The organism is Pseudomonas sp. F-14 TE3623 (assembly GCF_053629015.1).
The window spans coordinates 374,915-401,911 of the sequence record NZ_JBRJHM010000001.1 but is presented as its reverse complement, the minus strand read 5'-3'; the positions used below and the strand labels follow the sequence as shown (position 1 = coordinate 401,911).

At 59.7% G+C, this 26,997-nt stretch carries 27 protein-coding genes, 1 other RNA gene and 1 pseudogene; 16 read left to right on the top strand and 13 right to left on the bottom strand.

Annotated features, from left to right (window positions below):
- Nucleotides 1-49 precede the first annotated feature (49 nt).
- Complete coding sequence (locus AB7M29_RS01835) at nucleotides 50-1,285, top strand: sterol desaturase family protein (protein ID WP_217856823.1); 1,236 nt, start codon at nucleotides 50-52, stop codon at nucleotides 1,283-1,285.
- On the opposite strand, the gene AB7M29_RS01830 is transcribed toward AB7M29_RS01835, so the two are convergent.
- Nucleotides 1,266-1,898 (bottom strand): DedA family protein, encoded by a 633-nt coding sequence (locus AB7M29_RS01830; protein WP_007899360.1) that lies wholly within the window; start codon nucleotides 1,896-1,898, stop codon nucleotides 1,266-1,268. The genes AB7M29_RS01835 and AB7M29_RS01830 overlap by 20 nt on opposite strands.
- Before the next feature lie 474 nt (nucleotides 1,899-2,372).
- On the opposite strand from AB7M29_RS01830, the gene hemB reads away from it, so the two are divergent.
- Both hemB and ppk1 read left to right on the top strand, forming a co-directional pair.
- Complete coding sequence (gene hemB / locus AB7M29_RS01825) at nucleotides 2,373-3,386, top strand: porphobilinogen synthase (RefSeq protein ID WP_008076082.1); 1,014 nt, start codon at nucleotides 2,373-2,375, stop codon at nucleotides 3,384-3,386.
- An 18-nt stretch (nucleotides 3,387-3,404) separates the two neighbouring features.
- Nucleotides 3,405-5,627, top strand: coding sequence for a polyphosphate kinase 1 (ppk1, locus tag AB7M29_RS01820; RefSeq protein ID WP_217856822.1), 2,223 nt, complete (start codon nucleotides 3,405-3,407; stop codon nucleotides 5,625-5,627).
- 168 nt (nucleotides 5,628-5,795) lie between these two features.
- Here ppk1 and ppx read toward each other — a convergent pair whose 3' ends face one another.
- The 5 genes from ppx to AB7M29_RS01795 all read right to left on the bottom strand — a co-directional run bounded on the left by ppx (nucleotide 5,796) and on the right by AB7M29_RS01795 (nucleotide 10,393).
- Nucleotides 5,796-7,298, bottom strand: coding sequence for an exopolyphosphatase (gene ppx, locus AB7M29_RS01815; protein ID WP_454246216.1), 1,503 nt, complete (start codon nucleotides 7,296-7,298; stop codon nucleotides 5,796-5,798).
- Nucleotides 7,299-7,542: 244 nt separating this feature from the next.
- Nucleotides 7,543-8,280: an amino acid ABC transporter ATP-binding protein gene (locus AB7M29_RS01810; protein ID WP_008076079.1), complete on the bottom strand. Its 738-nt coding sequence runs from the start codon at nucleotides 8,278-8,280 to the stop codon at nucleotides 7,543-7,545.
- A complete protein-coding gene (locus AB7M29_RS01805; RefSeq protein WP_007899375.1) occupies nucleotides 8,267-8,917 on the bottom strand; it encodes an amino acid ABC transporter permease in 651 nt (216 codons plus the stop codon). Before AB7M29_RS01805 ends, AB7M29_RS01810 begins: the two co-directional genes overlap by 14 nt.
- Nucleotides 8,914-9,585: an amino acid ABC transporter permease gene (locus AB7M29_RS01800; RefSeq protein ID WP_454246215.1), complete on the bottom strand. Its 672-nt coding sequence runs from the start codon at nucleotides 9,583-9,585 to the stop codon at nucleotides 8,914-8,916. Before AB7M29_RS01800 ends, AB7M29_RS01805 begins: the two co-directional genes overlap by 4 nt.
- Nucleotides 9,586-9,607: 22 nt before the next feature.
- A complete protein-coding gene (locus AB7M29_RS01795) occupies nucleotides 9,608-10,393 on the bottom strand; it encodes a transporter substrate-binding domain-containing protein (protein WP_454246214.1) in 786 nt (261 codons plus the stop codon).
- Between the two features lie 259 nt (nucleotides 10,394-10,652).
- On the opposite strand from AB7M29_RS01795, the gene AB7M29_RS01790 reads away from it, so the two are divergent.
- From AB7M29_RS01790 to AB7M29_RS01765, 6 genes are all read left to right on the top strand, one after another.
- Nucleotides 10,653-11,360, top strand: a complete 708-nt coding sequence (locus tag AB7M29_RS01790; protein ID WP_201061322.1) for a FadR/GntR family transcriptional regulator — start codon at nucleotides 10,653-10,655, stop codon at nucleotides 11,358-11,360.
- 122 nt (nucleotides 11,361-11,482) lie between these two features.
- The gene (gene trxA, locus AB7M29_RS01785) at nucleotides 11,483-11,812 is read left to right on the top strand and encodes a thioredoxin TrxA (protein ID WP_007899382.1); all 330 of its coding nucleotides are present in this window, start codon (nucleotides 11,483-11,485) and stop codon (nucleotides 11,810-11,812) included.
- Nucleotides 11,813-12,059: 247 nt separating this feature from the next.
- Nucleotides 12,060-13,319: a transcription termination factor Rho gene (gene rho, locus AB7M29_RS01780; RefSeq protein ID WP_007899384.1), complete on the top strand. Its 1,260-nt coding sequence runs from the start codon at nucleotides 12,060-12,062 to the stop codon at nucleotides 13,317-13,319.
- Between the two features lie 142 nt (nucleotides 13,320-13,461).
- Entirely contained in the window at nucleotides 13,462-14,928 is a 1,467-nt protein-coding gene (gene ubiD, locus AB7M29_RS01775) for a 4-hydroxy-3-polyprenylbenzoate decarboxylase (RefSeq protein WP_217856819.1), read from the top strand.
- Nucleotides 14,928-15,896: a CDP-6-deoxy-delta-3,4-glucoseen reductase gene (locus AB7M29_RS01770; protein WP_217856818.1), complete on the top strand. Its 969-nt coding sequence runs from the start codon at nucleotides 14,928-14,930 to the stop codon at nucleotides 15,894-15,896. The genes ubiD and AB7M29_RS01770 overlap by 1 nt, the downstream gene beginning before the upstream one ends.
- 212 nt (nucleotides 15,897-16,108) lie before the next feature.
- Complete coding sequence (locus AB7M29_RS01765) at nucleotides 16,109-16,777, top strand: gamma-glutamylcyclotransferase (protein ID WP_038980835.1); 669 nt, start codon at nucleotides 16,109-16,111, stop codon at nucleotides 16,775-16,777.
- On the opposite strand, the gene glpT is transcribed toward AB7M29_RS01765, so the two are convergent.
- Together glpT and AB7M29_RS01755 are read right to left on the bottom strand one after the other, a co-directional pair.
- Entirely contained in the window at nucleotides 16,753-18,102 is a 1,350-nt protein-coding gene (gene glpT / locus AB7M29_RS01760) for a glycerol-3-phosphate transporter (protein ID WP_052964553.1), read from the bottom strand. The genes AB7M29_RS01765 and glpT overlap by 25 nt on opposite strands.
- A gap of 219 nt (nucleotides 18,103-18,321) precedes the next feature.
- Complete coding sequence (locus tag AB7M29_RS01755) at nucleotides 18,322-19,299, bottom strand: NADPH:quinone oxidoreductase family protein (protein WP_454246213.1); 978 nt, start codon at nucleotides 19,297-19,299, stop codon at nucleotides 18,322-18,324.
- A gap of 150 nt (nucleotides 19,300-19,449) precedes the next feature.
- Between AB7M29_RS01755 and AB7M29_RS01750 the strand changes: the two genes are divergently transcribed.
- Nucleotides 19,450-19,857: a flagellar basal body-associated protein FliL gene (locus AB7M29_RS01750; protein WP_038980837.1), complete on the top strand. Its 408-nt coding sequence runs from the start codon at nucleotides 19,450-19,452 to the stop codon at nucleotides 19,855-19,857.
- A 132-nt stretch (nucleotides 19,858-19,989) separates the two neighbouring features.
- Here the strand turns inward: AB7M29_RS01750 and AB7M29_RS01745 are convergent, their stop codons facing one another.
- On the bottom strand, nucleotides 19,990-20,442 hold the full coding sequence (locus AB7M29_RS01745) for an EVE domain-containing protein (RefSeq protein ID WP_454246212.1): 453 nt from the start codon (nucleotides 20,440-20,442) through the stop codon (nucleotides 19,990-19,992).
- Between the two features lie 200 nt (nucleotides 20,443-20,642).
- Between AB7M29_RS01745 and AB7M29_RS01740 the strand changes: the two genes are divergently transcribed.
- Nucleotides 20,643-20,792 (top strand): hypothetical protein, encoded by a 150-nt coding sequence (locus tag AB7M29_RS01740; RefSeq protein ID WP_018927582.1) that lies wholly within the window; start codon nucleotides 20,643-20,645, stop codon nucleotides 20,790-20,792.
- Between the two features lie 34 nt (nucleotides 20,793-20,826).
- Here AB7M29_RS01740 and AB7M29_RS01735 read toward each other — a convergent pair whose 3' ends face one another.
- From AB7M29_RS01735 to AB7M29_RS01720, 4 genes are all read right to left on the bottom strand, one after another.
- The gene (locus tag AB7M29_RS01735; RefSeq protein ID WP_217856816.1) at nucleotides 20,827-21,432 is read right to left on the bottom strand and encodes a 5-formyltetrahydrofolate cyclo-ligase; all 606 of its coding nucleotides are present in this window, start codon (nucleotides 21,430-21,432) and stop codon (nucleotides 20,827-20,829) included.
- A gap of 85 nt (nucleotides 21,433-21,517) precedes the next feature.
- A non-coding RNA gene (ssrS, locus tag AB7M29_RS01730) (6S RNA) lies at nucleotides 21,518-21,696 on the bottom strand.
- 30 nt (nucleotides 21,697-21,726) lie between these two features.
- On the bottom strand, nucleotides 21,727-22,044 hold the full coding sequence (locus tag AB7M29_RS01725) for a cell division protein ZapA (protein WP_007942435.1): 318 nt from the start codon (nucleotides 22,042-22,044) through the stop codon (nucleotides 21,727-21,729).
- The gene (locus AB7M29_RS01720) at nucleotides 22,041-22,250 is read right to left on the bottom strand and encodes a TIGR02449 family protein (protein ID WP_007899405.1); all 210 of its coding nucleotides are present in this window, start codon (nucleotides 22,248-22,250) and stop codon (nucleotides 22,041-22,043) included. The genes AB7M29_RS01725 and AB7M29_RS01720 overlap by 4 nt, the downstream gene beginning before the upstream one ends.
- Nucleotides 22,251-22,517: 267 nt before the next feature.
- Here AB7M29_RS01720 and AB7M29_RS01715 point away from each other — a divergent pair, with 267 nt between their 5' ends.
- The 5 genes and pseudogenes from AB7M29_RS01715 to AB7M29_RS01695 all read left to right on the top strand — a co-directional run bounded on the left by AB7M29_RS01715 (nucleotide 22,518) and on the right by AB7M29_RS01695 (nucleotide 26,963).
- Nucleotides 22,518-23,072, top strand: coding sequence for a YecA/YgfB family protein (locus tag AB7M29_RS01715; RefSeq protein ID WP_454246211.1), 555 nt, complete (start codon nucleotides 22,518-22,520; stop codon nucleotides 23,070-23,072).
- Nucleotides 23,073-23,099: 27 nt separating this feature from the next.
- Nucleotides 23,100-24,434 carry a Xaa-Pro aminopeptidase gene (gene pepP / locus AB7M29_RS01710; RefSeq protein WP_217856815.1) on the top strand — a complete coding sequence of 445 codons (1,335 nt, stop codon included), beginning with the start codon at nucleotides 23,100-23,102 and terminating at the stop codon, nucleotides 24,432-24,434.
- Nucleotides 24,431-25,618 (top strand): 2-octaprenyl-6-methoxyphenyl hydroxylase, encoded by a 1,188-nt coding sequence (ubiH, locus tag AB7M29_RS01705; RefSeq protein WP_217856814.1) that lies wholly within the window; start codon nucleotides 24,431-24,433, stop codon nucleotides 25,616-25,618. The genes pepP and ubiH overlap by 4 nt, the downstream gene beginning before the upstream one ends.
- Before the next feature lie 22 nt (nucleotides 25,619-25,640).
- Nucleotides 25,641-25,736 (top strand): annotated as a pseudogene (locus AB7M29_RS01700) (tetrameric acyl-CoA thioesterase); the annotation flags it as partial.
- A 9-nt stretch (nucleotides 25,737-25,745) separates the two neighbouring features.
- Complete coding sequence (locus tag AB7M29_RS01695; protein WP_454248690.1) at nucleotides 25,746-26,963, top strand: 2-octaprenyl-3-methyl-6-methoxy-1,4-benzoquinol hydroxylase; 1,218 nt, start codon at nucleotides 25,746-25,748, stop codon at nucleotides 26,961-26,963.
- Nucleotides 26,964-26,997: the final 34 nt, after the last annotated feature.

The following is a 26,997-nucleotide window of genomic DNA, read 5'->3' as shown; positions in this document are numbered from 1 at the left end:
TACGCGGCTACACCTAATCTCTGCTGAACGATTCTGATCAGGGCGCGTCATGGACTTCATTCTGTATGCGGTGCCGTTTTTCTTTGTGCTGATTGCGGTCGAGTTGCTGGCCGACCGTTGGCGCGGAGTGAGCAATTACCGCGTGGCAGACGCGATCAACAGCGTCAGCACTGGTGTGCTGTCGACTACCACGGGCCTGTTGACCAAAGGCGTCGGCCTGGTGACTTATGCCTTCGCCCTGAAGCATCTGGCCGTGATTGAGCTGTCGGCCGACAGCGTTTGGGTCTGGGTGTTTGCCTTCGTCTTCTACGACTTCTGCTATTACTGGCTGCACCGCATGGGCCACGAACGCAACATCCTCTGGGCTGCCCACTCGGTGCATCATCAGAGCGAGGATTACAACCTCTCCACGGCCTTGCGCCAGACCAGCACCGGGTTTCTGCTGAGCTGGATTTTCTACCTGCCCATGGCCGTGCTCGGTGTGCCGCTGGTGGTGTTCGTCAGCGTTGCGGCGCTGAATCTTCTGTACCAATTCTGGGTGCATACCCGGCACATTCCCAAGCTCGGCTGGTTCGAATGGTTCTTCGTCACGCCGTCCAATCATCGGGCTCACCATGCACAGAACGCTCTCTACATGGATCGCAACTACGGCGGGGTGTTCATTATTTGGGACCGTCTGTTTGGCTCGTTCCAGGAAGAGGACGACAACGAACCGGTGATTTTCGGCGTAACCACGCCACTGGCAAGCTGGAATCCGTTATGGGCGAACGTGCAGTTCTATGCGCAGCTGTGGGATGACGCCCGGCGCGCCGAAAACGGGTGGGACAAGCTGCGGATCTGGTTCATGCGCACCGGTTGGCGGCCTGCGGATGTGGCGGCCAAGTACCCGATGAACAAACCGGACCTGAGCCAGTTCCGCAAATTCGAGGTACGGCTGGATGGACGCCAGCAGTGGTATGTGGCGCTGCAATTTTGCGTCTACATCGCCTTGGGCAGTTACTTGATGAACCTGGAGCAGAGCCTGCCGACTTCTGCCCTGGTGTTGGGCTGGGGCGCCGTCGCACTGGGGCTGTTTGTGTTGGGCGTAGCCTTGGAAAATCGCCCGCAGGCACTGAAGCTGGAGCTGTTGCGGCTGGCGTCGAACTTGCCGCTGGTGTGGCTGGCGCCAATGGTCGGGCTATGGCCGGGCAGCGCGGTGGGCTGGGTGTGGCTGCTCAGTTACAGCCTGCTCAGCGCAATCGGTCTCTACTGTTGTAGAAACCGCTTCACTCGATGGGCGTCGTAGGTTCGCTGGACTTGGCCTGTTCGGCTTTCAACGCTTGCTCGTCGGCATAGATCTTCTTCGCCAGACGGGCATTCTTGAAGCGCCGCCGCAGCCACAGGCCAAAGCCCAGTACCAGCAGGGCGCCCAGCACCCACAGCTCGTACTTCTTGATACTGCCAAGCATGCCTTCGAGTACCGCGCCGAAGTGATAAGAGGCGGCGGCCAGCGCAGTGGCCCAGATCGCTGCGCCAATCCCGTTGAGCAGCAGGTAACGTCCCGGCGGATAGCCCGACAGACCGATCGCCACCGGCATTACGGTGCGCAACCCGTAGACAAAACGGAAGCTCAGCACCCAGATGTCCGGGTGCTTGCGAATATGTTCCAGCGCCCGATCACCCATCAGTTGCCAGCGCGGTTTGCGGGCCAGCAATTTGCGCCCGTGCTTGCGCCCCAGGAAGTACCACAGCTGATCGCCGGCATAACTGCCGAAGAACGCCACGACCACCACCAGGTTGATGTCCATGTATCCGCGGAACGCGAGGAAGCCTGCGAGCACCAGAATGGTTTCGCCTTCGAAAAACGTGCCGAGAAAAAGGGCAAAATAGCCGAAGTCATGCAGAAATTGTTGGAGCATTGTCTGGGTGCTGGCGAAATGAACGCGCAGCCTAACCCTTCGTGCACATTCATGAAAGTGTCCAAATGTGTCTCGACGTGAACATTTCCTACAAGGACAATGGAATGCGGCTATAGGGGGCGTTCTCAATTAGTTTCCCCACCGCGCCGGGTCTGCTGTTGTGCAGGGCAAGGCGCGAGAAGCGTGGTTTGGTCATTCCAAATAAGCTTCGAGCAACGCAGCCCTGCACAACAGCAGGCCCTGCCCTTCGGGTTGTGCCTTAAAGCGGGCCAGGCTGCGTTGCAGGCCTTGGAAAGGGAATAACCATTCCCAGCGGCCTGCGCCTTGCCTGGCCCGCATTAAGGCGACAACGCGGCAGGGAAACTAATTGAGAACGCCCCTAGTCACAGGGGTGCACATAACTGTAATACGTTCGTCATAATGGCCGCTTATAACTGTCACGCTCGCCCGCCAGCGCGGGCTCAGGAGTCTGCCGTGAGCTTTACCCCCGCCAACCGTTTGTTTCCTGCAACCCGCCTGCGTCGCAATCGTCGTGATGATTTCTCGCGTCGACTGGTCCGTGAAAACGTACTGACCGTCGACGATCTGATCCTGCCGGTGTTCGTGCTGGACGGTGAAAACCGTCGCGAAGCGGTGGCCTCGATGCCGGGCGTCGAACGCCTGACCATCGATTTGTTGCTTGAAGAAGCGGCGAAGTGGGTCGAGCTGGGGATTCCGGCACTGGCATTGTTCCCGGTGACACCACCAGAGCTCAAATCCCTGGACGCCGCCGAAGCCTGGAATCCCGACGGCATTGCCCAGCGCGCCACCCGAGCGCTGCGTGATCGATTCCCTGAGTTGGGTGTGATCACCGACGTCGCTCTGGACCCGTTCACCACCCACGGTCAGGACGGCATTCTCGACGAAGAAGGCTACGTGCAGAACGACATAACTGTCGACGCACTGGTTAAACAGGCCCTGTCCCACGCCGAAGCCGGCGCTCAAGTGGTGGCTCCGTCGGACATGATGGACGGTCGCATCCAGGCGATCCGCGAGGCGCTTGAGCTGGCCGATCACGTCAACGTGCGGATCATGGCTTACTCGGCCAAATACGCCAGCGCCTATTACGGCCCGTTCCGCGATGCGGTGGGTTCGGCGCTGAACCTGGGCAAGGCCAACAAGGCCTCCTATCAGATGGACCCGGCCAACAGCAACGAAGCTCTGCACGAAGTGGCAGCGGACTTGTCAGAAGGCGCGGACATGGTCATGGTCAAGCCAGGCATGCCGTATCTGGATATCCTTTACCGGGTTAAAGAAGAATTCAAAGTGCCGACCTTTGTCTATCAGGTCAGCGGCGAATACGCCATGCACATGGCAGCGATCCAGAATGGCTGGTTGAGCGAAGGGGTTATCCTCGAATCCCTGACCGCTTTTAAACGTGCAGGCGCTGATGGCATCCTGACTTACTTTGCCGTCCGCGCTGCTCAATTGTTACGAGAGCAAAAATAGCCCTCCCAGGAACATTCGATGAATACCGAAGGACTCACTGAAGTTGCCGTAAAAGACGCTCAACCTGTGGTGGAGCAAATCGCCGAAACCCCGCCGGAGCTGGAGCCTGCTCCACCCGCGGTGGTGGCCGAGCCCGCCGTGGCGGCGCCAGCGATTGCCATTCCCGGCCTGGATGACAGCAGCCTGTACATCCATCGTGAGCTCTCGCAACTACAGTTCAACATCCGTGTGCTGGAACAGGCGCTGGATGAGTCCTACCCATTGCTGGAGCGGCTGAAGTTTCTGCTGATTTTCTCCAGCAACCTGGACGAGTTCTTCGAGATTCGTGTGGCCGGCCTGAAGAAGCAGATCACCTTCGCCCGTGAACAGGCTGGCGCCGATGGCTTGCAGCCGCATCAAGCTTTGGCCCGCATCAGCGAGCTGGTGCACGGCCACGTCGATCGCCAATACGCGATCCTCAACGACATTCTGTTGCCGGAACTGGAAAAACATCAGGTCCGCTTCATCCGTCGTCGCTACTGGACCACCAAGCTCAAGACCTGGGTTCGTCGTTATTTCCGCGACGAGATCGCACCGATCATCACCCCGATCGGCCTCGACCCGACGCACCCGTTTCCGTTGCTGGTGAACAAAAGCCTGAACTTCATCGTCGAGCTCGAGGGCATTGACGCCTTCGGTCGCGACTCCGGTCTGGCGATTATTCCGGCACCGCGTCTGCTGCCGCGGATCATCAAAGTGCCGGAAGAAGTTGGTGGCCCCGGCGACAACTACGTGTTCCTGTCGTCGATGATCCACGCTCACGCCGATGACCTGTTCCAGGGCATGAAGGTCAAGGGCTGCTACCAGTTCCGTTTGACCCGTAACGCCGACCTCTCGGTCGACACCGAAGATGTAGAAGACCTGGCCCGCGCCCTGCGCGGCGAGTTGTTCTCCCGTCGCTACGGTGACGCGGTGCGGCTGGAAGTGGCCGATACGTGCCCGAAACACCTGTCCGATTACCTGCTCAAGCAGTTCAACCTGCACGAGACTGAGCTGTATCAGGTCAACGGCCCGGTCAACCTGACCCGGTTGTTCAGCATCACCGGCCTGGACAGTCATCCGGAGCTGCAATACACCCCGTTCACCCCGCAGATCCCGAAACTGCTGCAAAACAGCGAGAACATTTTCAGCGTGATCAGCAAGCAGGACATCCTGCTGCTGCACCCGTTCGAATCGTTCACCCCGGTGGTCGACTTGCTGCGCCAGGCGGCCAAGGACCCGCACGTGTTGGCGGTTCGTCAGACGTTGTATCGCAGCGGCGCCAACTCCGAGATTGTCGATGCGCTGGTGGACGCTGCGCGTAACGGCAAGGAAGTGACGGCGGTAATCGAATTGCGCGCGCGGTTCGACGAAGAATCCAACCTGCAGCTGGCCAGCCGTCTGCAAGCGGCCGGTGCGGTAGTGATTTACGGCGTGGTCGGCTTCAAGACCCACGCCAAGATGATGCTGATTTTGCGCCGCGAGGCTGGTGAGATTGTCCGCTACGCCCACTTGGGTACCGGCAACTACCACGCAGCCAACGCCCGTCTGTACACCGACTACAGCCTGCTGACCTCCGACGACGCCTTGTGCGAAGACGTCGGCAAACTGTTCAGCCAGTTGATCGGCATGGGTAAAACCCTGCGCATGAAGAAACTGCTGCATGCGCCGTTCACGTTGAAGAAGGGCATGCTCGACATGATTGCCCGGGAGACGCAGTTCGCCCTCGACGGCAAACCGGCGCACATCATCGCCAAGTTCAACTCGTTGACCGATCCGAAGGTCATCCGCGCGTTGTACAAGGCCAGTCAGTCCGGGGTGCGTATCGATCTGGTGGTGCGCGGCATGTGCTGCCTGCGCCCGGGCATCGCCGGCGTTTCCCACAACATCCACGTGCGCTCGATCATCGGTCGCTTCCTGGAACACACCCGGGTCTTCTACTTCCTCAACGGCGGCGAAGAGCAGATGTTCCTGTCCAGTGCCGACTGGATGGAGCGCAACCTCGACAAGCGCGTCGAGACTTGCTTCCCGGTCGAGGGCAAGAAGCTGATTTTGCGGGTCAAGAAAGAGCTGGAGCTTTATCTGACCGATAACACCCACAGCTGGAGCCTGCAGGCGGACGGTCGCTACATCCGCAACACGCCGACCGGCAACCAGAACCCGCGCAGTGCCCAGGCAACCTTGCTTGAGCGTTTGGGCAGCCCGATTCTGGCTGTTCGTTAACGCGCAAAAACTGTGGGAGCGGGCTTGCTCGCGAAGGGGGCAGCACATTCAGCAAGGATGTTGACTGACACACCGCTTTCGCGAGCAAGCCCGCTCCCACATGGGATTTGCGTCGTTTGCTGAATCGCGGGCACAAAAAAGGCCTTCCGAAGAAGGCCTTTTTTAATTTCAGCGCACGTTCAGCACGAAGCCGACGCGGGTCAGCCACTCCGCTTCCAGGGCGAAGTCGGCCTGGGTCAACTGGTTGTCGTCCAGCCAGTGCTCCGGGAATAACACATCAAGGCTGTCGCCGTTGGCGTGCAGCACCACTTGTGGCATCTCCTGGGTACCGCGGATGTGGTGGAACAGAATCGCAAAGCGCAGCAGCACGCACAGGCGAATCAGCTTGATGCCGTCGTCACCGAAGTCGGCGAACTTGTCTTTGGGGATGTTGCGTCGGTGACCGCGCACCAGTAGCGCGAGCATTTGCTGGTCTTCGCGGGAAAATCCGGCCAGGTCCGAGTGCTCGATCAGGTAGGCGCCGTGCTTGTGGTACTGATAGTGGGCGATGTCCAGGCCCACTTCGTGGACTTTGGCTGCCCAGCCCAGCAATTCGCGCCAGACGCCGTCGTTCAGATCCCAGTCTTCAGCCACTTGATCGAAGGCGTGCAGTGCCTTGCGTTCGACTCGTACGGCTTGTTCCAGGTCGACGTGGTAACGCTCCATCAGCGAGCTGAGCGTGCGCTCACGGACGTCTTCGTGATGATGACGGCCCAGCAGGTCATAGAGCACTCCTTCGCGCAGGGCGCCTTCACAGTGATCCATACGTCGAAGTTCGAGGGAGTCGAAGATCGCTTCGAGAATCGCCAACCCGGCGGGGAAGATCGCCCGGCGGTCGGGCTTGATGCCTTCGAAATCGATTTTCTCGACATCGCCGAGTTTGAACAACTTGCGCTTGAGCCAGGCCAGGCCTTCGGCATTCACTTCGCCAGTGCCATGCCCGCCGGCCTTCAGCGCCAGGCCAATGGCGCGAATGGTGCCCGAGGAGCCGATGGCTTCATCCCAGGTCAGGCGGTGCAGGGCGTGTTCGATGCTCATGATCTCCAGCCGTGCCGCGGTGTACGCTTGGGCGTAGCGGGCCGGGGTGATCTTGCCGTCCTTGAAATAGCGCTGGGTGAAGCTGACGCAGCCCATTTGCAGGCTTTCGCGCAGCAGCGGCTCGAAGCGCTGGCCGATGATGAATTCAGTACTGCCGCCGCCGATGTCGGCCACCAGGCGCTTGCCCGGGGTGTCGGCGAGGGTGTGGGAGACGCCGAGGTAAATCAGGCGCGCTTCTTCTCGGCCGGAGATGACTTCTACCGGGTGACCGAGGATTTCTTCGGCGCGATGGATGAATTCGGCGCGGTTACGGGCTTCGCGCAGTGCGTTGGTGCCGACGATCCGCACGGTACCGGGCGGCATACCGCTGATCAGTTGGGCGAAACGCTTCAGGCAATCGAGCCCGCGCTGCATGGATTCTTCGCTGAGTTGACGTTCTTCGTCGATGCCGGCGGCCAGCTGAACCTTCTCCCCGAGACGTTCGAGAATCCGGATTTCGCCGTTCTGGGCCTTGGCCACGACCATGTGAAAGCTGTTGGAGCCCAGGTCGATTGCGGCGATCAGGGACAGATTCTTGGCTTGGGATTGCGGCATGGTCAGGGGGTCTCGGTCGATAACCTCGACATCCTGCCACGATCAAACGCTGCCGCCAACGCGTAGGAGCTGTCGAAGGCTGCGATCTTTTACCACGGGGCACTTGCGGCGTTGCGGATGGCCCCTTCGCGAGCAAGCCCGCTCCCACATTGGTTCGGTGTCGTTCGCAGGATTGTAGGTAACACAAAATCCCAGTGGGAGCGGGCTTGCTCGCGAAGACGGCCTGTCAGCCACTGAAAATCGCTCAGCCTGCCGCCTCGACCGTCCCAATGAAATTCGCCAGCTCCGCCGTCTGCGGGTTGGCAAACAACACCTTCGGATCCCCCACCTCATGCACCTTGCCGTGGTGCATGAACACCAATTTGTCACCAACCTCGCGGGCAAAGCGCATTTCATGGGTGACCATGATCAGCGTCATGCCCTCCTTGGCCAGTTGCCGGACTACGCTGAGCACCTCGTTGACCAGTTCCGGGTCAAGTGCCGAGGTGATCTCGTCGCATAACAAGACCTTCGGCGACATCGCCAAGGCACGAGCAATCGCCACCCGCTGTTGCTGGCCGCCAGACAGTCGATCCGGGAATGCATCGAACTTTTCTCCCAGCCCGACCCGTTCCAGCATCTGCCGCGCCAGTTCGGCGGCTTTGGCTTTCGGCACTTTCTGCACCACTTGCGGCGCGAGCATGACGTTTTCGCCGACGGTCAGGTGCGGGAACAGGTTGAATTGCTGGAACACCATCCCGACTTTCTGCCGCAGGCTGCGCAGGTCGGCGCGGGCGGCGTCGAGGTATTCGCCGTCGACTTCGATCACGCCGTCATTGATCGACTCCAGGCCATTGAGGGTACGCAACAAGGTGGATTTGCCCGAGCCGCTGCGGCCGATGATCGCCACCACCTGGCCTTCGTCGACACTCAGGTCGATGCCTTTGAGCACATGGTGGTCGCCGTAATATTTATGTAGGGCGGAAATTCTAAGCAGAGGCATGCAGTCTCCTTTCCAGGTAGCGCGCACTGAGGGACAAGGGGTAGCAGAGCAGGAAGTAACCGAGCGCCACCAGGCCGTAGACCATGAAGGGTTCGAAGGTTGCGTTGGCGAGCATGCCGCCGGTCTTGGTCAGTTCGGTGAAGCCGATGATCGAGGTGACGGCGGTGCCTTTGACCACTTGCACCGAGAAGCCCACGGTCGGCGCCACGGCGATGCGCAGAGCTTGCGGCAAGATCACGTAACGCAGTTGCTCCAGCGGGTTGAGCGCCAGGCTCGACGAGGCTTCCCACTGGCCGTTGGGGATCGAGTCGACGCAACCGCGCCAGATCTCCGCCAGGTAGGCGCTGGTGAACAGCGTCAAGGCAATCGCCGCAGCCATCCACGGTGAAATCTCCACACCGGCCAACGCTACACCGAAGAACACCAGAAACAGCTGCATCAATAGCGGCGTGCCCTGGAACAGTTCGATGTAGGTGCGGGCGAAGTGGCTGGGCAGGGATTTTTTTGAAATCCGCATCACCATGATCAGCAAACCGATCAGCCCCCCGCCGATAAACGCCACCAGCGACAATGCCAGGGTCCATTGCAGGCCCGTGAGCAGGTTGCGCAGGATGTCCCAGAAGGTGAAATCGCTCATTGGCTGCTGCTCCTAGCTATGTAGCGCCGGCCGATCCAGTTCAGCAATTGGCGGATCAGCAGCGCCATGCACAGGTAGATCAGTGTGGTCAGGGCATAGGTTTCAAAGGCGCGAAAGTTGCGCGATTGAATGAAGTTGGCGGCGAAACTCAGCTCTTCGGTGGCGATCTGCGAACAGACCGCCGAGCCGAGCATCACGATGATGATCTGGCTGTTCAGGGCCGGCCAGACCTTGCCCAGCGCCGGCAACAGAACCACGTGACGGAAGGCTTCGAAGCGCGTCATTGCCAGGGCGGCGGCGGCTTCCAGCTGCCCGCGGGGGATCGCTTGAATGCCGGCGCGGATGATCTCGGTCGAATAGGCGCCAAGGTTGATCACCATCGCCAGCACCGCCGCCTGCCATTCGGAAATCTGCAGGCCCAGCGACGGCAAACCGAAGAAGATGAAAAACAACTGCACCAGGAATGGCGTGTTGCGGATCAACTCGACGTAAACCCCGAAAATGCCGGCGAACGGGCGGATGTTCCACGCCCGCACCAGAGCCCCGACGATGCCTAGGCCGACCCCGAGCACCGCGCCAATGGCCGTCAACTCAAGGGTGAACAGCGCACCGCGCAGCAGCAGATCGGTGTTTTCCACCACCGGCAAGAAATCGAACTGATAAGCCATAAATCGTCTCCCGCGCGAACGATCAGAGATCGGCCGGCAGCGGCTCTTTCAGCCAGGTTTGCGAATTCTTTTCCAGCGCACCGTCAGCCTTGGCCGTGGCGAGGATGTCGTTGACCTTGCCCAGCAGCGCCGGCTCGTTCTTGTTCACGCCAACGTAAACCGGCGAATCCTTGAGTTTCACTTTCAGGGCTGGCACGCGTTTCGGGTTTTTTTCGCTGATCGCCACCATCACCACGTTGCCGCTGGCGATCAGGTCGACCTGGCCGGCGAGGTAGGCGGCGATGGTCGAGTTGTTGTCTTCGAAGCGTTTGATGGTCGCGCCTTCGGGAGCGACTTTGGTCAACTCGATGTCTTCAATGGCGCCACGGGTGACGCTGATGGTTTTGCCCTTGAGATCGTCCATGCCCTTGATGGCGGCGTCTGGTGGGCCGAACACGGCGAGGTAGAACGGTGCGTAGGCACGGGAGAAGTCGATGACTTTTTCGCGCTCAGGGTTCTTGCCGAGGCTGGAAATCACCAGGTCGACTTTGCCGGTGGTCAGGAACGGAATGCGGTTGGTGCTGTTGACCGGGGTCAGTTCGAGTTTGACCTTGAGTTGGTCGGCCAGCAGTTTCGCGGTGTCGATATCGAGGCCGCGAGGTTTCATGTCCGGGCCGACCGAACCGAACGGTGGGAAGTCCTGGGGCACGGCGACTTTGAGGGTGCCGCGCTTGACCACATCCTCCAGACCGTCGGCGTGGGCGGGTGCCTGGCTCAGCATCAGGCTGGCAAACAGGGCTGCGAGGAGGACGCTGTAACGCTGGGTCATGGCAAATCTCCGGATCGGCGGGAAGTGATTTCTGCGGATCGACAGAGCACGGGCCATGCCAAGATTGGGTTTTGGGGGGCGCAGGCCACGGTTTTGCTGGTGTCGTTCGGTCTTACTGGTCTGAACAGTTGAGTGGCATTTCGCACCCTGATGGCGCACCCGTGAAAATTCCCGAACCCCCATGGGGCACGACTTGCCGGACGTCGCGAATAGCTTTACAACTAGCCGCTCATTGGCCTGGCTCGTCTGAAAAAAAACCATGAACTCGATCTCCCGCGCCGTACCCGAAGTGGCGCTGCAAGCCATACGCAAACTGATCACCGAGCAAGGTTTCGGGGCGGGGGATGCCTTGCCCTCGCAACGGGACCTGGCGGTGCAATTGGGGGTCAGTCGGGCATCATTGCGTGAGGCGTTATCGTCCCTGAGTGCGCTGGGCGTGATCAGTATCCAGCCAGGCAAGGGCGTGTTCGTGCAGTCACCGGTCGATCTGCCCCGTGGCGATGCGGCGCCGGGCTGGCCGTTCGCGGCTCAGGCATCGCCGCTGGACATCTTCCAGTTGCGCTACGCGCTGGAAGGTTTTGCCGCCGGGCTGGCGGCTGTGACCCTGAGCACCGATGAGCTCGATGCCCTGGAAGACAATGTCGCCGCCATGCGCAACGAACTGCGTGCCGCTGATTTCGATGCAGCGGCGCGACTGGATTTCGAGTTTCACCGGCGCATTCTTCTCGCCAGCGGCAATCAGGCGATGTTGAGCATCCTTACAGCCAGCGCCGACATCTTCCTGGAGAGCCAGAAGCTACCGTTCATCCGGGCCGAACGCGCCATGGAAACCTGGCAGGAACACCGTAAAATCCTCCGCGCGCTGGCTCGTCGGGCCTCTGGCGCCGCGCAGAAGGCGATGCAAGAGCATGTGCGCAACGCCGCCCTGCGCACCGGAATTGCTTTCGTCGCTCCCGCCACCTCATGACTTGAGCTATACCCAAACTCATGGACCACCATAGCGAGACTCAATCATCTGCGGCTTCCTGAACACGGGAAGGGCGGCTATGATGGGCCACGTTTTTTATTGCTTACAACCCGGAGACATCCATGAGCAGCGATCTTATCAAGCACGTCACCGACGCTAACTTCGAAGAAGAAGTACTGAAGGCTGCTGGCCCTGTGCTTGTTGACTACTGGGCTGAGTGGTGCGGCCCTTGCAAAATGATCGCCCCGGTTTTGGACGAGATCGCTGGCACCTACGCTGGCAAGCTGACCGTTGCCAAGCTGAACATCGACGAAAACCAGGAAACCCCGGCCAAGCACGGCGTACGTGGTATCCCGACACTGATGCTGTTCAAGAACGGCAACGTCGAAGCCACCAAGGTCGGCGCGCTGTCGAAGTCGCAACTGGCTGCTTTCCTCGACGCCAACATCTAAGCGTTGTTATAAAGCGTCATGAAAAGGCCCCGCATAATGCGGGGCCTTTTCGTTATTGAGGGCTAGACGCTCCGAAACTCAGGTGGTACATTCGGCCCCGCACTGGTTTCTCCACTGCCCCCTGCTAGCCGTCGCCGACGCACTCCTTTTCGAATAAGTACGCGATCCTGTCGCCTTCTCTGCGGCGCGGCCTCATTAAGCCAAAAGCTTAATTTCCCCCCTCCATAAATGATTACGTCATTCCTATATGAATCTGACTGAACTCAAGCAAAAGCCGATTACCGAACTGCTCGAATTGGCCGAACAGATGGGCATAGAAAATATGGCCCGTTCGCGCAAGCAGGACGTGATTTTCTCCCTGCTCAAAAAGCACGCTAAAAGCGGCGAGGAAATCTCCGGTGATGGCGTGCTGGAGATTCTCCAGGACGGCTTCGGCTTCCTGCGCTCCGCTGACGCTTCCTATCTCGCCGGCCCAGACGATATCTACGTCTCGCCGAGCCAGATCCGCCGCTTCAACTTGCGCACCGGTGACACCATCGTTGGCAAGATCCGCCCTCCAAAGGAAGGCGAGCGGTATTTCGCGCTGCTCAAGGTCGACACGATCAACTACGATCGTCCCGAGAACGCGAAAAACAAGATTCTCTTCGAGAACCTGACCCCGCTGTTCCCGACCGTGCGCATGAAGATGGAAGCCGGCAACGGTTCCACCGAAGACTTGACTGGTCGTGTCATCGACCTGTGCGCCCCGATCGGTAAAGGCCAGCGCGGCCTGATCGTTGCACCGCCGAAAGCCGGTAAAACGATCATGCTGCAGAACATCGCGGCGAACATCGCACGTAACAATCCTGAAGTTCATCTGATCGTATTGCTGATCGACGAACGTCCGGAAGAAGTGACCGAAATGCAGCGCACCGTTCGCGGCGAAGTGGTTGCCTCGACGTTCGACGAGCCGCCAACCCGCCACGTGCAGGTTGCCGAAATGGTGATCGAGAAGGCCAAGCGCCTGGTCGAACACAAAAAGGACGTGGTGATCCTGCTCGACTCCATCACCCGTCTGGCGCGTGCCTACAACACCGTGATCCCGAGCTCCGGCAAGGTACTGACCGGTGGTGTCGATGCCCACGCCCTGGAGAAACCAAAACGTTTCTTCGGCGCTGCACGGAACATCGAAGAAGGCGGCTCGCTGACCATCATCGCTACCGCGCTGGTTGAAACCGGCTCGAAGATGGACGAAGTGATCTACGAGGAATTCAAAGGCACCGGCAACATGGAACTGCCTCTGGATCGCAAGATCGCCGAAAAGCGTGTGTTCCCGGCCATCAACATCAACCGTTCCGGTACTCGCCGCGAAGAGTTGCTGACGGCCGACGACGAGCTGCAGCGTATGTGGATCCTGCGTAAGCTGTTGCACCCGATGGACGAAGTCTCTGCCATCGAGTTCCTGGTCGACAAGCTGAAACAGACCAAGACCAACGACGAGTTCTTCCTGTCGATGAAGCGCAAGTAAATCGCAGAAAGTCAGCAAAAGCCGGGGAAACCCGGCTTTTTGCTATCTGATTTTTGATGAACCGGCAGTTCGTGGTTCTGAATAGAGGGGTTCGGCGCTAAACTGCCTGCCCCGAACGCCACGGCCAACACGAGGCTCACGCATGCAGTATCGCGACTTGCGCGACTTTATCAGCGGCCTGGAAAAGCGCGGCGAACTCAAGCGCATCCAGGTTCCAGTGTCCCCAGTGCTCGAAATGACCGAGGTCTGCGATCGCACGTTGCGCGCCAAGGGCCCGGCGCTGCTTTTCGAAAACCCTACCGGTTATGACATTCCAGTACTCGGCAACCTGTTCGGCACCCCCGAGCGCGTGGCGCTGGGCATGGGCGCAGAAGCGGTCAGCGAATTGCGCGAAATCGGCAAGCTGCTGGCGTTCCTCAAGGAGCCCGAGCCGCCGAAGGGCCTGAAGGACGCCTGGTCGAAGCTGCCGATCTTCCGCAAGATCATTGCCATGGCGCCGAAAGTCGTCAAAGACGCGATCTGCCAGGAAGTGATTATCGAAGGCGACGATGTCGATCTGGCGATGTTGCCGGTACAGACTTGTTGGCCGGGCGACGTCGGTCCGCTGATTACTTGGGGCCTGACCGTCACCAAGGGGCCGAACAAGGATCGCCAGAACCTCGGCATCTACCGTCAGCAAGTGATCGGCCGCAACAAGGTGATCATGCGCTGGCTGAGCCATCGTGGCGGCGCGCTGGACTACCGTGAGTGGTGCGAGAAACACCCTGGCCAGCCGTTCCCGGTCTCTGTGGCCCTGGGCGCTGACCCGGCAACCATTCTTGGCGCCGTGACGCCGGTGCCGGACAGCCTCTCCGAATACGCTTTCGCCGGTCTGTTGCGCGGTAACCGCACCGAGCTGGTGAAGTGCCGCGGCAATGACCTGCAAGTGCCGGCCACCGCCGAGATCATCCTCGAAGGCGTGATCCATCCGGGCGAAATGGCCGATGAAGGTCCATACGGCGACCACACCGGCTACTACAACGAAGTCGACAGCTTCCCGGTGTTCACAGTCGAGCGCATCACCCACCGGATCAAACCGATCTACCACAGCACCTACACGGGTCGTCCACCGGATGAGCCGGCGATTCTCGGGGTGGCGCTGAATGAAGTGTTCGTGCCGATCCTGCAAAAGCAGTTTCCGGAGATCACCGACTTCTACCTGCCGCCCGAAGGCTGTTCGTACCGCATGGCCATCGTGACCATGAAGAAGTCGTATCCCGGCCATGCCAAGCGGGTAATGCTCGGTGTCTGGTCGTTTTTGCGACAGTTCATGTACACCAAGTTCGTTATCGTCACCGACGACGATATCAACGCACGGGACTGGAACGACGTGATCTGGGCCATCACCACGCGCATGGACCCCAAGCGTGACACGGTGATGATCGACAACACGCCGATCGACTACCTGGACTTCGCCTCGCCGGTCTCCGGCTTGGGCTCGAAGATGGGGCTCGATGCCACGCATAAATGGCCAGGCGAAACCACTCGCGAGTGGGGCCGGGTTATCGTCAAGGATGAAGCCGTTACCCAACGGATCGATGCCATCTGGAATCAGTTAGGAATAGATTGATGCGTGTAACCTTGCAGCCCTCCGGAGCAGTGCTAGAGATTCTGCCCGGCGAGCGTATTCTCGATGGCGCGCGGCGCCTGGGCTATGAATGCCCGCAGAGCTGTCGCAACGGCAATTGCCATGTGTGCGGCGCGTTGCTGGTGGAAGGGCGGGTCGAACAGGCCGGCGATGTGCGCGACCACGGCGAGTTCTACACTTGCATTGCAGAGCCGCTGGAAGACTGCATCGTGCTGTGGGATGGCGTGCTCGCGCTGGGAGAGTTGCCGGTGCGCAGCGTGTCGTGTCAGGTCATTGAATGTAGAGACGTCGGCGGCGATACCTGGCGCGTGCGTCTGCGTGCGCCTGCGGGCAAGTCGCCGCGCTATCACGCCGGTCAGTACCTGATGATCGAGCGTGAGAACGGCGAGAAGTCCGCCTTCTCCCTGGCCTCTGCACCGCATTCCGGCCGCGATCTGGAAATTCACGTGCTGGCGCGCGAAAGCAGTGCGCTGAGCCTGATCGAACAGCTTCAGCGCAACTCGATGGTGCGCATCGAGATGCCATTCGGCGACACCCATCTGGCGGAATTGCCGGACGGTCCACTGGTACTGATTGCTGCCGGTACCGGCATGGGCCAGATCCACAGTCTGATCGAACATTGCCGGGCCACGGGTTTCAAGCATCCGGTGCATCTGTATTGGGGTGTGCGTCGTCCCGAAGACTTTTATGACATTGAGCATTGGGACGAATGGTTGAAGCTGCCCAATCTGTTCCTGCATAAAGTCGTCAGCGATCAATGCGGCTGGGGAGGGCGCTGCGGCATGTTGCATGAGGCGGTGTGTGAAGACTTCCCTGATCTGAAAGCCCTGCACGTCTACGCCAGCGGCTCTCCGGCGATGGTCTATGGCACGCTGGATGCGCTGGTCGAAGCGGGGATGGATGCCCATCAAATGCGCGCGGATGTTTTCGCTTATGCGCCCCGATCTTGATCCTCGATTTTAAATCGTTATAACTCCCCATATAGCCGATCGGTATTTATAGATTTATATAAATGCCGGTAGGTTATATCTCATTCAGGCAATAAGTTTCAGAGCGCCGCCATGGCACTTAAATTGCCTTAAAACATATGTGCCTTATTGTTACAGCGGTGCGTTCTATTAAGTAATTCTTTACCCGCGCGGGGAGCTGAACGCTATTCGCCATGAGCGCCATTGAATCTGCTTTTTTGAATCTGGCTTACCCTCCGCGGCTCGATCTGGGGCCGCAGCTCACGCACGAACAATTACTCGGCTCAATGCAGGCGACCATGGCACGCCACAAGGGTGGGCCGGTCTGGTTGTTCGCTTATGGTTCGCTGATCTGGCGTCCTGAATGTGCGGCGGTTGAGAGAGTGCGCGGTCGCGTGCATGGCTACCATCGCGGTTTATACCTATGGTCCCACGAACATCGCGGTACGCCGGAAGTGCCCGGGCTGGTGTTTGGCCTGGATCGCGGCGGCTCATGCAGCGGGTTTGCCTATCGCTTGCCCGAAGAACAACTCGAAGCTTCGCTTTATGCGCTCTGGCAGCGTGAAATGCCATTTCCGTCCTATCGCCCACATTGGCTTAACTGCCGTCTTGAAGACGGAAGCCAGGTTCAGGCATTGGGATTTGTATTGGAGCGGCACCTGCCCAGCTATGCCGGCAACTTGCCGGATCATGTGCTGAGCCAGGTGTTCGAAAGCGCTTGCGGGCGTTATGGCACCACTCGCGAGTATGTCGAGCAGACTGCGCACGCCTTGCGTAGCCACGCCATGCCAGACCGGAATCTGGAGGCGCGGCTCAAGCGCTGCAAATCAAAGGCCGATCAGGCGATCGCTTCGCGGCTCTGACTGGCGACGTTCTTGTGACCCAGGGTGGGTGCAAGGAACGCCATCGCCAGCAGGCAGGCGACGACCAGCAGGATGAAGCCGCCATCCCAGCCGAAATAGTCCACCGTGTAACCCATCAGGGCGCTGGCCGCGACTGAACCACCCAGATAACCAAACAGACCGGTAAAACCGGCAGCCGTGCCCGCTGCTTTCTTGGGTACCAGCTCCAGCGCTTGCAGGCCGACCAGCATCACCGGGCCGTAGATCAGGAAGCCGATCGCGAATAGCGAGATCATGTCGACCATCGGGTTACCCGGCGGATTCAGCCAGTAAACGATCGTTGCAACGGTCACCAGTGCCATGAACACCATGCCCGTCAGGCCACGGTTGCCCCGGAAGATCTTGTCCGACATCCAGCCGCACAGCAGCGTGCCGGGAATGCCTGCCCACTCGTACAGGAAGTAAGCCCAGGACGTCTTGTCGAAGTCGAAGTGCTTGACCTCTTTAAGGTAGGTCGGCGCCCAATCCAGAATGCCGTAGCGCAACAAGTAGACGAAGACATTAGCCAGCGCGATGAACCAGAGCATTTTGTTGCGCAGCACGTATTTGACGAAGATGTCCTTGGCGCTGAATTCTTCTTCGTGGCTGGCGTCGTAGCCTTCCGGGTAATCGTTCTTGTACTTCTCGATGGGCGGCAAGCCCGTCGATTGCGGGGTATCGCGCATGACAATGAAGGCAAATACAGCGACCAGCAACGCCACCGCAGCCGGCACATAGAACTTGCTGTGCCAATCGTTGAACCAGCCCATGCCGAGTATCGCCAGCGGACCAATCAAGCCGCCGCCGACGTTATGCGCGGTGTTCCATACCGAAACCACACCGCCGCGTTCTTTCTGCGACCACCAGTGCACCATGGTGCGCCCGCTCGGTGGCCAACCCATGCCTTGCGCCCAGCCGTTGATGAACAGCAGGATGAACATCATGGTCACGCTGGACGTCGCCCAGGGTGCGAAACCGAATACGAACATCACCCCGGCGGACACGATCAGGCCAAAGGGCAGGAAGTAACGAGGGTTGGAGCGGTCGGACACAATCCCCATCAAAAACTTGGAAAGGCCGTAGGCGATCGCAATCGCCGACATCGCCACCCCGAGTTGGCCTTTTGTATAGCCTTGGGCGATCAGATCCGGGAATGCCAGGGTGAAGTTCTTGCGCAGCAAGTAGTAACCCGCATACCCAATGAAAATCCCGGCGAAGATCTGCCAGCGAAGTCGTTTGTAGGTGTCGTCTATTTTTTCTTCAGGCAATGGAGCCTGATGTGCGGCAGGACGAAAGAAAGCAAACATTCAAGAGCTCCAGATTTCTTGTTTTGACTGCGGATGCGAATGTTACAGTTTCGTTACCGAAAATAGCACCGCTTCACATCGGCCAAACAGGGGAAATGTTGGAGATCGCATGTTCTTTTATGAACATGTCGCTCATATATAAATGCAGGACGGTATGAGGATGGCGGAACCGGGTCGCAGGGCTAGGACCCGGTTTAGATCAAGTAGGTGAGTAAACGATCAGCGAACCTGAACCACCACTTTCCCGACCGCCTTGCGCTGGCCAAGATCATTGATGGCCTGCGCCGCATTGCTCAGGGGATAAACCTGGGATACCAGCGGCTTCAACTTGCCTTCGGCAAACCAGCCAAACAGTTGCTGGAAATTTGCCGCGTTGTCCTGTGGCTGACGTTGGGCGAAGGAGCCCCAGAACACCCCGATTACTGCGGCACCTTTGAGCAGCGCCAGGTTTACGGGTAGCTCGGGGATTCGTCCGCTGGCGAAACCGACCACCAAAAGACGGCCGTTCCAGGCGATGGCGCGGATGGCCTGGTCGAACAGGTCGCCGCCCACCGGATCGTAGATCACGTCGGCGCCCTGGCCATCGGTCAGGCGTTTGATCTCGTCCTTGAGGCTGGTTTCGCTGTAGTTGATCAACTCATCGGCGCCGGCGGCCTTGGCTACCGCGAGTTTTTCCGCGCTGCTGGCGGCGGCTATGACGCGAGCGCCCATGGCTTTGCCGATTTCCACGGCGGCGAGGCCGACGCCACCGGAAGCGCCGAGCACCAGCAAGGTTTCACCGGGTTGCAGGTTGCCCCGTTGCTTGAGGGCGTGCATCGAAGTGCCGTAGGTCATGCTGAATGCGGCAGCAGTGTTGAAGTCCATCGATGACGGGATCGGCAGCACGTTGTAGCCCGGCACCGCGACCTGCTCGGCAAAGCTGCCCCAGCCAGTCAGGGCCATGACCCGGTCACCGACCTTGAGGTGACTGACCTTTTCGCCCACCGAGCTGACCACCCCGGCCGCTTCGCCCCCCGGCGAAAACGGGAAGGGCGGTTTGAACTGGTATTTACCCTCGATGATCAACGTGTCCGGGAAATTCACCCCAGCCGCGTGCACGTCCAGCAGGATTTCATTCTTCTTCGCGACAGGACTGGCGACGTCTTCCAGCACCAGCGATTCGGCAGGGCCGAAGGCTTTGCACAGCACGGCTTTCATCAGGGCTATTCCTTTGGGAGTGATGGCCGATAAGTGTAGGTGTGTGAGTCATTGGGTCAACGAGCATGCCCGACCCTGATAGTCAGCCATAAGCTTGTGCTTGAGCGGCGGGTCGTTATGCTTGGCCGCAAACCGGATAAGGAGCGAATTGTGAAAGCGTGGATCATGTTGTTGCTGGCCCTGTCTCTGCCTGTGGCAGCGATGGCCGAAGAAGCCAAAGAAGGTGAAGCCCCGAAGGTCAATTACATCACCCTGAGCCCGCCATTCGTGGGCAACTATGGGCTGGACGGCACGCCGAAGCTCAAGGTCTACAAGGCCGATGTGGCGTTGCGGGTGACCGGTGAAGAAGCGACCAAAGCGGTGAAGGCCAATGAGCCATTGATCCGCAATCAGCTGGTGGCGTTGTTTGCGCAGCAGACCACTGAAGCCATGAACAATGTTGAAGCCAAGGAAAAACTGCGTCAGGAAGCCTTGAAGCAGACTCAGCAAGTGATGAACGACGAGACCGGCAAGCCGGTGGTTGAGGATTTGTTGTTCAACAACCTGATCATTCAATAAGTCTTTTGCTGTCCGGGCTAACCCTTTCGCGAGCAAGCCCGCTCCCACAGTTGACCGCGTACTTATCCAGCAACTCGGTTTAATGTGGGAGCGGGCTTGCTCGCGAAGGCATTCTTGCTGTCGCTACATCGCTCATGCCCGTAATGCAATCACCGCCGCCCACTGCTCGGCTGTCACTGGCATCACCGACAGCCGCGAACCCTTCTGCACCAGTGGCATCTCGGCCAGCGCCGTTTGCTGCTTCAGATAATCGAGCTGCAGCACCTTGGGAAACGTCTCGATATGCGCAACATCAATCGCGCTCCAGGCGTTTTTCTCGGCAGTGGCCTTCGGGTCGAAGTAATGACTCTCAGGCTCCAGCGCCGTCGGGTCCGGGTACGCGGCTTCGACAATCTTGCCGATCCCGGCAATTCCCGGCTCCGGGCAGCTGGAGTGATAGAAGAAAAACGCGTCACCCACCGCCATGGCCCGCAGGAAGTTACGCGCCTGGTAGTTGCGAACCCCGTCCCAGCGCGCTCGGCCAAGCTTCTCCAGGTCTTTGATCGAGAGTTCGTCGGGCTCGGATTTCATCAGCCAATAGGCCATGGTTTTGCTCCTTGCGAGGTGAGTGGGCAAGTGGTCGGGCAATTTTATGACAAACCGACGGTCGGTTGACGCCAGCGTTTGCGTGTAGGTTCACGTTGTCGCAAAATGCCGGCCTTCTAAGCTTGACGCTGCTGCACGGCCTACACCTACAACGGAAACCGCTGCTGTCATCGTGTTGATGTGCCTTTGGGGGGCAATCGATGAAACGCAAACCGGATTTACTATGGATTTTGGTAATTTTATTCGGCCTTGGTGTCGTGACCACCGGCTATGCCCAAAGCCTGTGGAACAACAAACCCGATGCTCCCGTCGAGATCGCACAGCAACAGCCGTCGGCCTTCAAGCGCTGAACCTGTCTTTCGACGCCGCTGAAATCAGTGGCGTCTAGTCCGCGAAATACCACGCCTTGTCCGTGACCGTTCCCTGCAGCGGTACATCCCAGCTCGCCTGAGCCAATCGTTGAACCTTCTGACATTCATGGGCCAGGCCCAGCAGCGTCGGCTTGCGCCAGTTTTTGCGGCGCGCCAGGTACGCCAGGCTTCGATCGTAGAAGCCACCGCCCATTCCCAGGCGTCCGCCGACATCGTCAAACCCCACCAGCGGCAACAACACCAGGTCCAGCGCCCAGACTTTGCGTTGTCGAGCAATGTTGTGCCGAGGCTCGGGGATGCGAAAGCGGTTGGGTTTAAGCTTTTCGCCGGGATGAATCCGCTGGAACACCATTTTGGTTCGCGGCCAGGCACTGAGCACCGGCAGATAAATCGCCTTGCCCCGACGTTGCGCGGCACGCGTCAGCAGGTGCGGATCGATTTCACCGTCGTTGGGCAGGTACAGAGAGATGTGTTTTGCGCGGCGGAACAGCGGGTGCTGGGCCAATTGCTTATACAGCCCGCGAGCGGCCTCGCGCTGCTGACAGGGTGTCAGTGCGCGGCGGGCCTTGCGCAGCATGCGTCGAAGTTGCGGGCGGGGCAGCAGCGCAGGTTCGGTCATGGATTCAGGCTTCGCAAGTGCGAGTACTAAAGCGTACCCGTAAAAAAGCCGATGCCGGTATTTAAACCGGCATCGGACTGGAATCAGGCTCCCCGGATGAACCGCTGTCGACTTAGCCCTTGAACCCGAAAGTTCAAGGTGGAAGATGCAGTAGGCTTTAAGGCTTTCCGTCTAGCGGACATGCACACCAGCCCAACGTGCAACCTCCAGGGTAGTGCGAATCGGCTCAGGGACGTCGTCAACTGGCAAGCACCCCAGGGAGTGATGCGAGTATACCCCAAGCGGTCACGCGAATCAGCCCTTGGTGACATCCGGATCGGTTGCCAGTACCAGATCGACGCGGTCCAGCAGGTCGCGAACCTGCTCACGGGTCGAGCCGCTGGCCTGTACATCCGGGCGTTCTTCCTTGTGCAGAAGATCGTGCGTGATGTTCAGCGCGGCCATCACGGCGATGCGGTCGGCGCCGATGACTTTGCCGCTGCTGCGGATTTCGCGCATCTTGCCGTCCAGGTAACGGGCAGCGCTCACCAGGTTGCTGCGCTCTTCCTGGGGGCAGATGATCGAATATTCTTTGTCGAGGATCTGCACGGTAACGCTATTGCTTGAACTCATGAGTCTTGCTCCAGGGCCTTGAGGCGCGAAATCATCGATTCGACCTTACGCCGGGCGATTTCATTTTTTTCAATGAGGTGCGCGCGTTCCTCGCGCCAGCTCTTTTCCTGAGCTAATAGGAGTCCATTCTGACTCTTTAGTTGCTCGACTCGAGTAATTAGCAGTTCGAGTCTGGCCATCAGCGCTTGCAGGTCGGTGTCTTCCATTGTGTCCACTGGTTGTGTCTGATGGGTGGCAGGCTCTGTACAAAACTGCCTGCGCGTCGATCATGCTGCGTTAAAAACAGGCTCGCAATGCTCATGTAGGGCCCTACACTCCGCTTGCTCGCCTGTTTTTGCCTTGCCTGATCGCCGCTCGGCGAGTTTTCGTACAGGCCTGGCTGGCGGACAGCCTTTAATAGTCTTAGCGAGTCTGTCGATGTAGGATACAAGGCCTTCATTCTAGACATAGCGCCGTCTGGCGCCTAGCTGCCCATGCCCATTCAGAATTCTCCGTACCAAGCCTTTGCCACCCTGCTGAGCACCAGCGGCCATCCCGTCTCGCCTGCCGAACTGCATGGCCTGTTGCTCGGCCGCAGTTGCGCCGGTGCCGGCTTCGAGTCCGACAGCTGGTTGGCAGACGCCGCCGAGCTGCTCGAAGGCGAGCCACAAGACAACGTTCGCAACGCCTTGATCGGCCTGCAAGAGATGGTCAAGGGCGAGCTTACCAGCGACGACATGACCGTTGTTCTGCTGCTGCCGACCGACGACGCGCCACTCACCGAGCGTGCGGCTGCACTGGGCCAGTGGTGCCAGGGCTTCCTTACTGGCTTCGGTCTGACCCGCCGTGAATATGCCTTGAGCACTGAAGCCACTGAAGTGCTGCAGGATCTGGCCGCTATTGCCCAGGTACAGGACGCGCTGGAAGAGTCCGACGACGGCGAAAGCGACTACATGGAAGTGATGGAGTACCTGCGCGTCGCTCCGTTGCTGCTGTTCACCGAAACCAAGAAAACCGACGAAGCGGCTGCCAAACCGTCGTTGCATTAATCGCGTGCAAGGGAAAGCCATCTGCCCATGATTCATATCCCGAAATCGGAATACAGCCGTCGCCGCAAGGCGCTGATGGCGCAGATGGAACCCAACAGCATCGCCATCCTGCCCGCCGCCGCGGTGGCCATCCGCAACCGCGATGTCGAGCACGTCTACCGTCAGGACAGCGACTTCCAGTACCTCAGCGGTTTCCCCGAGCCTCAAGCCGTCATCGTCTTGATGCCCGGCCGTGAGCATGGCGAATACGTGCTGTTTTGCCGGGAACGTAATGCCGAACGGGAATTGTGGGATGGCCTGCGCGCCGGCCAGGAAGGCGCGATCCGCGACTTCGGCGCCGACGACGCATTCCCGATCACCGACATCGACGACATCCTGCCGGGCCTGATCGAAGGCCGTGACCGGGTGTACTCGGCCATGGGCAGCAACCCGGAATTCGATCGGCACCTGATGGACTGGATCAACGTGATCCGCTCTAAAGCGCACCTCGGCGCCCAGCCGCCGAACGAATTCGTTGCCCTGGATCATCTGCTTCACGACATGCGCCTGTATAAATCGGCGGCAGAAGTGAAGGTGATGCGCGAAGCCGCACGGATTTCCGCTCAGGCACATATTCGTGCGATGCAAGCCAGCCGTGCCGGTTTGCATGAGTTCAGCCTTGAAGCCGAGCTCGATTACGAATTCCGAAAGGGCGGGGCGAAGATGCCGGCCTATGGGTCGATCGTCGCGGCGGGGCGCAACAGCTGCATCCTGCATTACCAGCAGAATGACGCGGTGCTCAAGGACGGCGATCTGGTGCTGATCGACGCTGGTTGCGAGATCGACTGCTACGCCAGCGACATCACCCGCACCTGGCCGGTCAACGGCAAGTATTCACCAGAGCAGAAGGCGGTTTACGAGTTGGTGCTGGCTTCCCAGGAAGCAGCGTTTGCCGAGATCGCGCCGAACAAACACTGGAATCAGGCGCACGAAGCCACGGTCCGGGTAATTACCGCCGGCCTGGTGAAGTTGGGCCTGTTGCAGGGCGACGTCGACGAGTTGATCGCCAGCGAAGCCTATAAAGCGTTTTACATGCACCGCGCCGGCCACTGGCTGGGTATGGATGTGCACGATGTTGGCGAATACAAGGTCGGCGGCGAATGGCGCGTACTGGAAGTCGGCATGGCGCTGACGGTCGAACCGGGCATTTACATTGCTCCGGACAACCAGAGCGTGGCAAAGAAATGGCGCGGTATTGGCGTACGCATCGAGGACGACGTGGTGGTCACCAAAACCGGTTGTGAAATCCTGACTAACGGCGTGCCGAAAACGGTCGCCGAAATCGAGGCCTTGATGGCCGCAGCACGGACACAAGCGGCATGAGTCGAGTCAATCTGGCAATCATCGGTGGTGGTCTGGTCGGCGCCAGTTTGGCGTTGGCGTTGCAGGCCGGGGCCAAGGCCCGTGGCTGGAAGATCGTGCTGATCGAACCGTTTGCCCCCGGCGACACTTATCAACCGAGTTATGACGCCCGTTCTTCGGCGCTGTCCTTCGGTGCCCGGCAGATTTATCAACGGTTGGGCGTGTGGCAGGAAATCTCTCGCCGCGCCGAGCCGATCAAGCAGATTCATGTCTCCGACCGTGGGCGTTTCTCCACCGCGCGGCTGTCGGCGATGGAAGAGGGCGTTCCGGCGCTGGGTTATGTGGTTGAAAACGCCTGGCTTGGCCAATGCCTCTGGCAAGGTCTGGACAAAGACGTGATCAGTTGGCGTTGCCCGGCGGAAGTCACCCGCATGGAACCGCTGACCGACGGCTATCGCCTGACCCTTAACGATGAAACCATCCTGGAATGCGACCTTGCGGTGCTCGCCGATGGTGGCCGTTCCGGTTTGCGTGAGCAACTGGGGATTGGCATCAAGAAACGCCCGTACAACCAGAGCGCGCTGATCGCCAACATCACCCCCAGTGAAGCGCACAACGGCATGGCCTTCGAGCGTTTCACCGACGATGGCCCGATGGCCTTGCTGCCGTTGCCGGACAATCGTTGCGCCTTGGTCTGGACCCGTCTGGGCATGGACGCGCAACGGCTGGCGGCCCTGGATGACCGCAGTTTTCTCGGCGAGTTGCAGGGCATCTTCGGTTATCGCCTCGGCACGTTGAAACAGGTGGGCGCACGGCATTTGTATCCGCTGTCGCTGATCGAAGCCGAGGAACAAGTCCGCCCGCATCTGGCGATCCTCGGCAACGCCGCCCACAGCCTGCATCCGATCGCCGGGCAGGGTTTCAATCTATCGTTGCGTGACGCCCAGGCGCTGGCCGACAGTTTGTTGGGCAGCGAGACCGGGCCCGGCGATTTCGCCACCTTGCAGGCTTATCGCGAGCGTCAGCGTCTGGACCAGAGCCTGACCGTGGGTTTTTCCGATCAGGTCACCCGCTTGTTCGGCAGCACTCAGCCGCTGGTTTCCCTGGGCCGCAACATTGGGCTGCTCGGCCTCGATCTGCTGCCGCCGGCCAAGCGCTGGTTCGCCCGGCAGGCCATGGGGTTGGGTACGCGTCCCGATGATTAAGCGAAAACCGGGCAGGGTGCACCTGCAAGTCGATATTCATGACGGCGCGAGCACTTGGGTGACGCGGGTCGAGAAAAACCTTTATGTGCGGCTCAAGCCGCAAGCGAGACAGGCTTAAAGCATGGAAATGCGCGCAGATCTGCTGATTGTCGGGGCCGGAATGGTCGGCAGTGCCCTGGCGCTGGCGTTACAAAACAGTGGGCTCGAAGTCCTGCTGCTGGACGGTAGCCCCCTGAGCGTCAAACCTTTCGATGGGCAGGCTCCGTTCGAACCGCGGGTGAGCGCCTTGTCGGCTGCCAGCCAGCGAATACTCGAACGCTTGGGCGTCTGGGATGGCATTGTCAGCCGGCGCAGTAGTCCGTACACCGACATGCACGTCTGGGATGGCAGCGGCACCGGGCAAATCCATTTCTCGGCGACCAGCGTCCATGCCCAAGTGCTCGGGCATATCGTCGAGAACCGCGTGGTTCAGGACGCTCTGCTCGATCGACTGCACGACTGCGATCTCGGGATGCTGGCGAATGCGCGTCTGGAGCAGATGCGCCGCTCCGGTGACGACTGGCTGCTGACCCTGGCCGACGGCCGAACCTTGCGAGCGCCTTTGGTAATTGCGGCGGATGGCGCCAATTCGGCCGTTCGGCGCCTGACCGGCGTTGCGACTCGCGAGTGGGATTACATGCACCACGCGATCGTTACCAGCGTGCGCAGCTCAAAACCTCATCAAATGACCGCCTGGCAGCGATTCACCGACAATGGCCCGCTGGCGTTTCTGCCGCTGGAACGGGACGGTCAAGGGGATTGGTGCTCGATCGTCTGGTCGACCACGCCCAGCGAAGCCGAACGCCTGATGGCGCTGGACGACGAAGGCTTCTGCAAGGAGCTGGAACGGGCCTTCGAGGGTTGCCTCGGCACAGTGCTCAGCGCTGACCCGCGTTTGTGCGTGCCGCTGCGTCAGCGTCATGCCAAGCGGTATGTGGCTGAAGGCCTGGCGCTGATCGGCGATGCGGCCCACACCATCCATCCGCTGGCCGGGCAGGGCGTGAACCTCGGTTTCCTCGATGCCGCAGTATTGGCCGAAGTGCTGTTGCAAGCGGCTGCACGCGGCGAGCGGTTGGCGGATGTGAAAGTGCTCAGTCGTTATGAGCGTCGGCGCATGCCCCACAACCTGGCGTTGATGGCGGCGATGGAAGGGTTCGAGCGACTGTTCCAGGCCGATCCGTTGCCGGTGCGCTGGTTGCGTAATACCGGGTTGAAGATGGTCGATCAAATGCCCGAGGCCAAGGCGTTGTTCGTGCGTGAGGCGCTTGGGTTGATTGGGGATCTGCCGGCGTTGGCCAAGGCCTGACATCATCGCTGCAGCTGATGGCCTCTTCGCGAGC

Bases quoted from the DNA above. Each gene is read 5' to 3' on its own strand.
- AB7M29_RS01755 (WP_454246213.1), bottom strand. From the start codon at position 19,299: ATGAAAGCCGTGCTGTGCAAAGCCTTCGGCCCTGCCGAATCGCTGGTG.
- AB7M29_RS01715 (WP_454246211.1), top strand. From the start codon at position 22,518: ATGCCCATTCAGAATTCTCCGTACCAAGCCTTTGCCACCCTGCTGAGC.
- pepP (WP_217856815.1), top strand. From the start codon at position 23,100: ATGATTCATATCCCGAAATCGGAATACAGCCGTCGCCGCAAGGCGCTG.
- AB7M29_RS01800 (WP_454246215.1), bottom strand. From the start codon at position 9,585: ATGGCTTATCAGTTCGATTTCTTGCCGGTGGTGGAAAACACCGATCTG.
- AB7M29_RS01835 (WP_217856823.1), top strand. From the start codon at position 50: ATGGACTTCATTCTGTATGCGGTGCCGTTTTTCTTTGTGCTGATTGCG.
- AB7M29_RS01720 (WP_007899405.1), bottom strand. From the start codon at position 22,250: ATGGAAGACACCGACCTGCAAGCGCTGATGGCCAGACTCGAACTGCTA.
- AB7M29_RS01830 (WP_007899360.1), bottom strand. From the start codon at position 1,898: ATGCTCCAACAATTTCTGCATGACTTCGGCTATTTTGCCCTTTTTCTC.
- ubiD (WP_217856819.1), top strand. From the start codon at position 13,462: ATGCAGTATCGCGACTTGCGCGACTTTATCAGCGGCCTGGAAAAGCGC.
- AB7M29_RS01735 (WP_217856816.1), bottom strand. From the start codon at position 21,432: ATGACCGAACCTGCGCTGCTGCCCCGCCCGCAACTTCGACGCATGCTG.
- AB7M29_RS01795 (WP_454246214.1), bottom strand. From the start codon at position 10,393: ATGACCCAGCGTTACAGCGTCCTCCTCGCAGCCCTGTTTGCCAGCCTG.
- rho (WP_007899384.1), top strand. From the start codon at position 12,060: ATGAATCTGACTGAACTCAAGCAAAAGCCGATTACCGAACTGCTCGAA.
- ubiH (WP_217856814.1), top strand. From the start codon at position 24,431: ATGAGTCGAGTCAATCTGGCAATCATCGGTGGTGGTCTGGTCGGCGCC.
- AB7M29_RS01770 (WP_217856818.1), top strand. From the start codon at position 14,928: ATGCGTGTAACCTTGCAGCCCTCCGGAGCAGTGCTAGAGATTCTGCCC.
- glpT (WP_052964553.1), bottom strand. From the start codon at position 18,102: ATGTTTGCTTTCTTTCGTCCTGCCGCACATCAGGCTCCATTGCCTGAA.
- AB7M29_RS01740 (WP_018927582.1), top strand. From the start codon at position 20,643: ATGAAACGCAAACCGGATTTACTATGGATTTTGGTAATTTTATTCGGC.
- AB7M29_RS01805 (WP_007899375.1), bottom strand. From the start codon at position 8,917: ATGAGCGATTTCACCTTCTGGGACATCCTGCGCAACCTGCTCACGGGC.
- AB7M29_RS01765 (WP_038980835.1), top strand. From the start codon at position 16,109: ATGAGCGCCATTGAATCTGCTTTTTTGAATCTGGCTTACCCTCCGCGG.
- AB7M29_RS01790 (WP_201061322.1), top strand. From the start codon at position 10,653: ATGAACTCGATCTCCCGCGCCGTACCCGAAGTGGCGCTGCAAGCCATA.
- AB7M29_RS01810 (WP_008076079.1), bottom strand. From the start codon at position 8,280: ATGCCTCTGCTTAGAATTTCCGCCCTACATAAATATTACGGCGACCAC.
- AB7M29_RS01725 (WP_007942435.1), bottom strand. From the start codon at position 22,044: ATGAGTTCAAGCAATAGCGTTACCGTGCAGATCCTCGACAAAGAATAT.
- trxA (WP_007899382.1), top strand. From the start codon at position 11,483: ATGAGCAGCGATCTTATCAAGCACGTCACCGACGCTAACTTCGAAGAA.
- AB7M29_RS01695 (WP_454248690.1), top strand. From the start codon at position 25,746: ATGCGCGCAGATCTGCTGATTGTCGGGGCCGGAATGGTCGGCAGTGCC.
- ppk1 (WP_217856822.1), top strand. From the start codon at position 3,405: ATGAATACCGAAGGACTCACTGAAGTTGCCGTAAAAGACGCTCAACCT.
- AB7M29_RS01745 (WP_454246212.1), bottom strand. From the start codon at position 20,442: ATGGCCTATTGGCTGATGAAATCCGAGCCCGACGAACTCTCGATCAAA.
- ppx (WP_454246216.1), bottom strand. From the start codon at position 7,298: ATGCCGCAATCCCAAGCCAAGAATCTGTCCCTGATCGCCGCAATCGAC.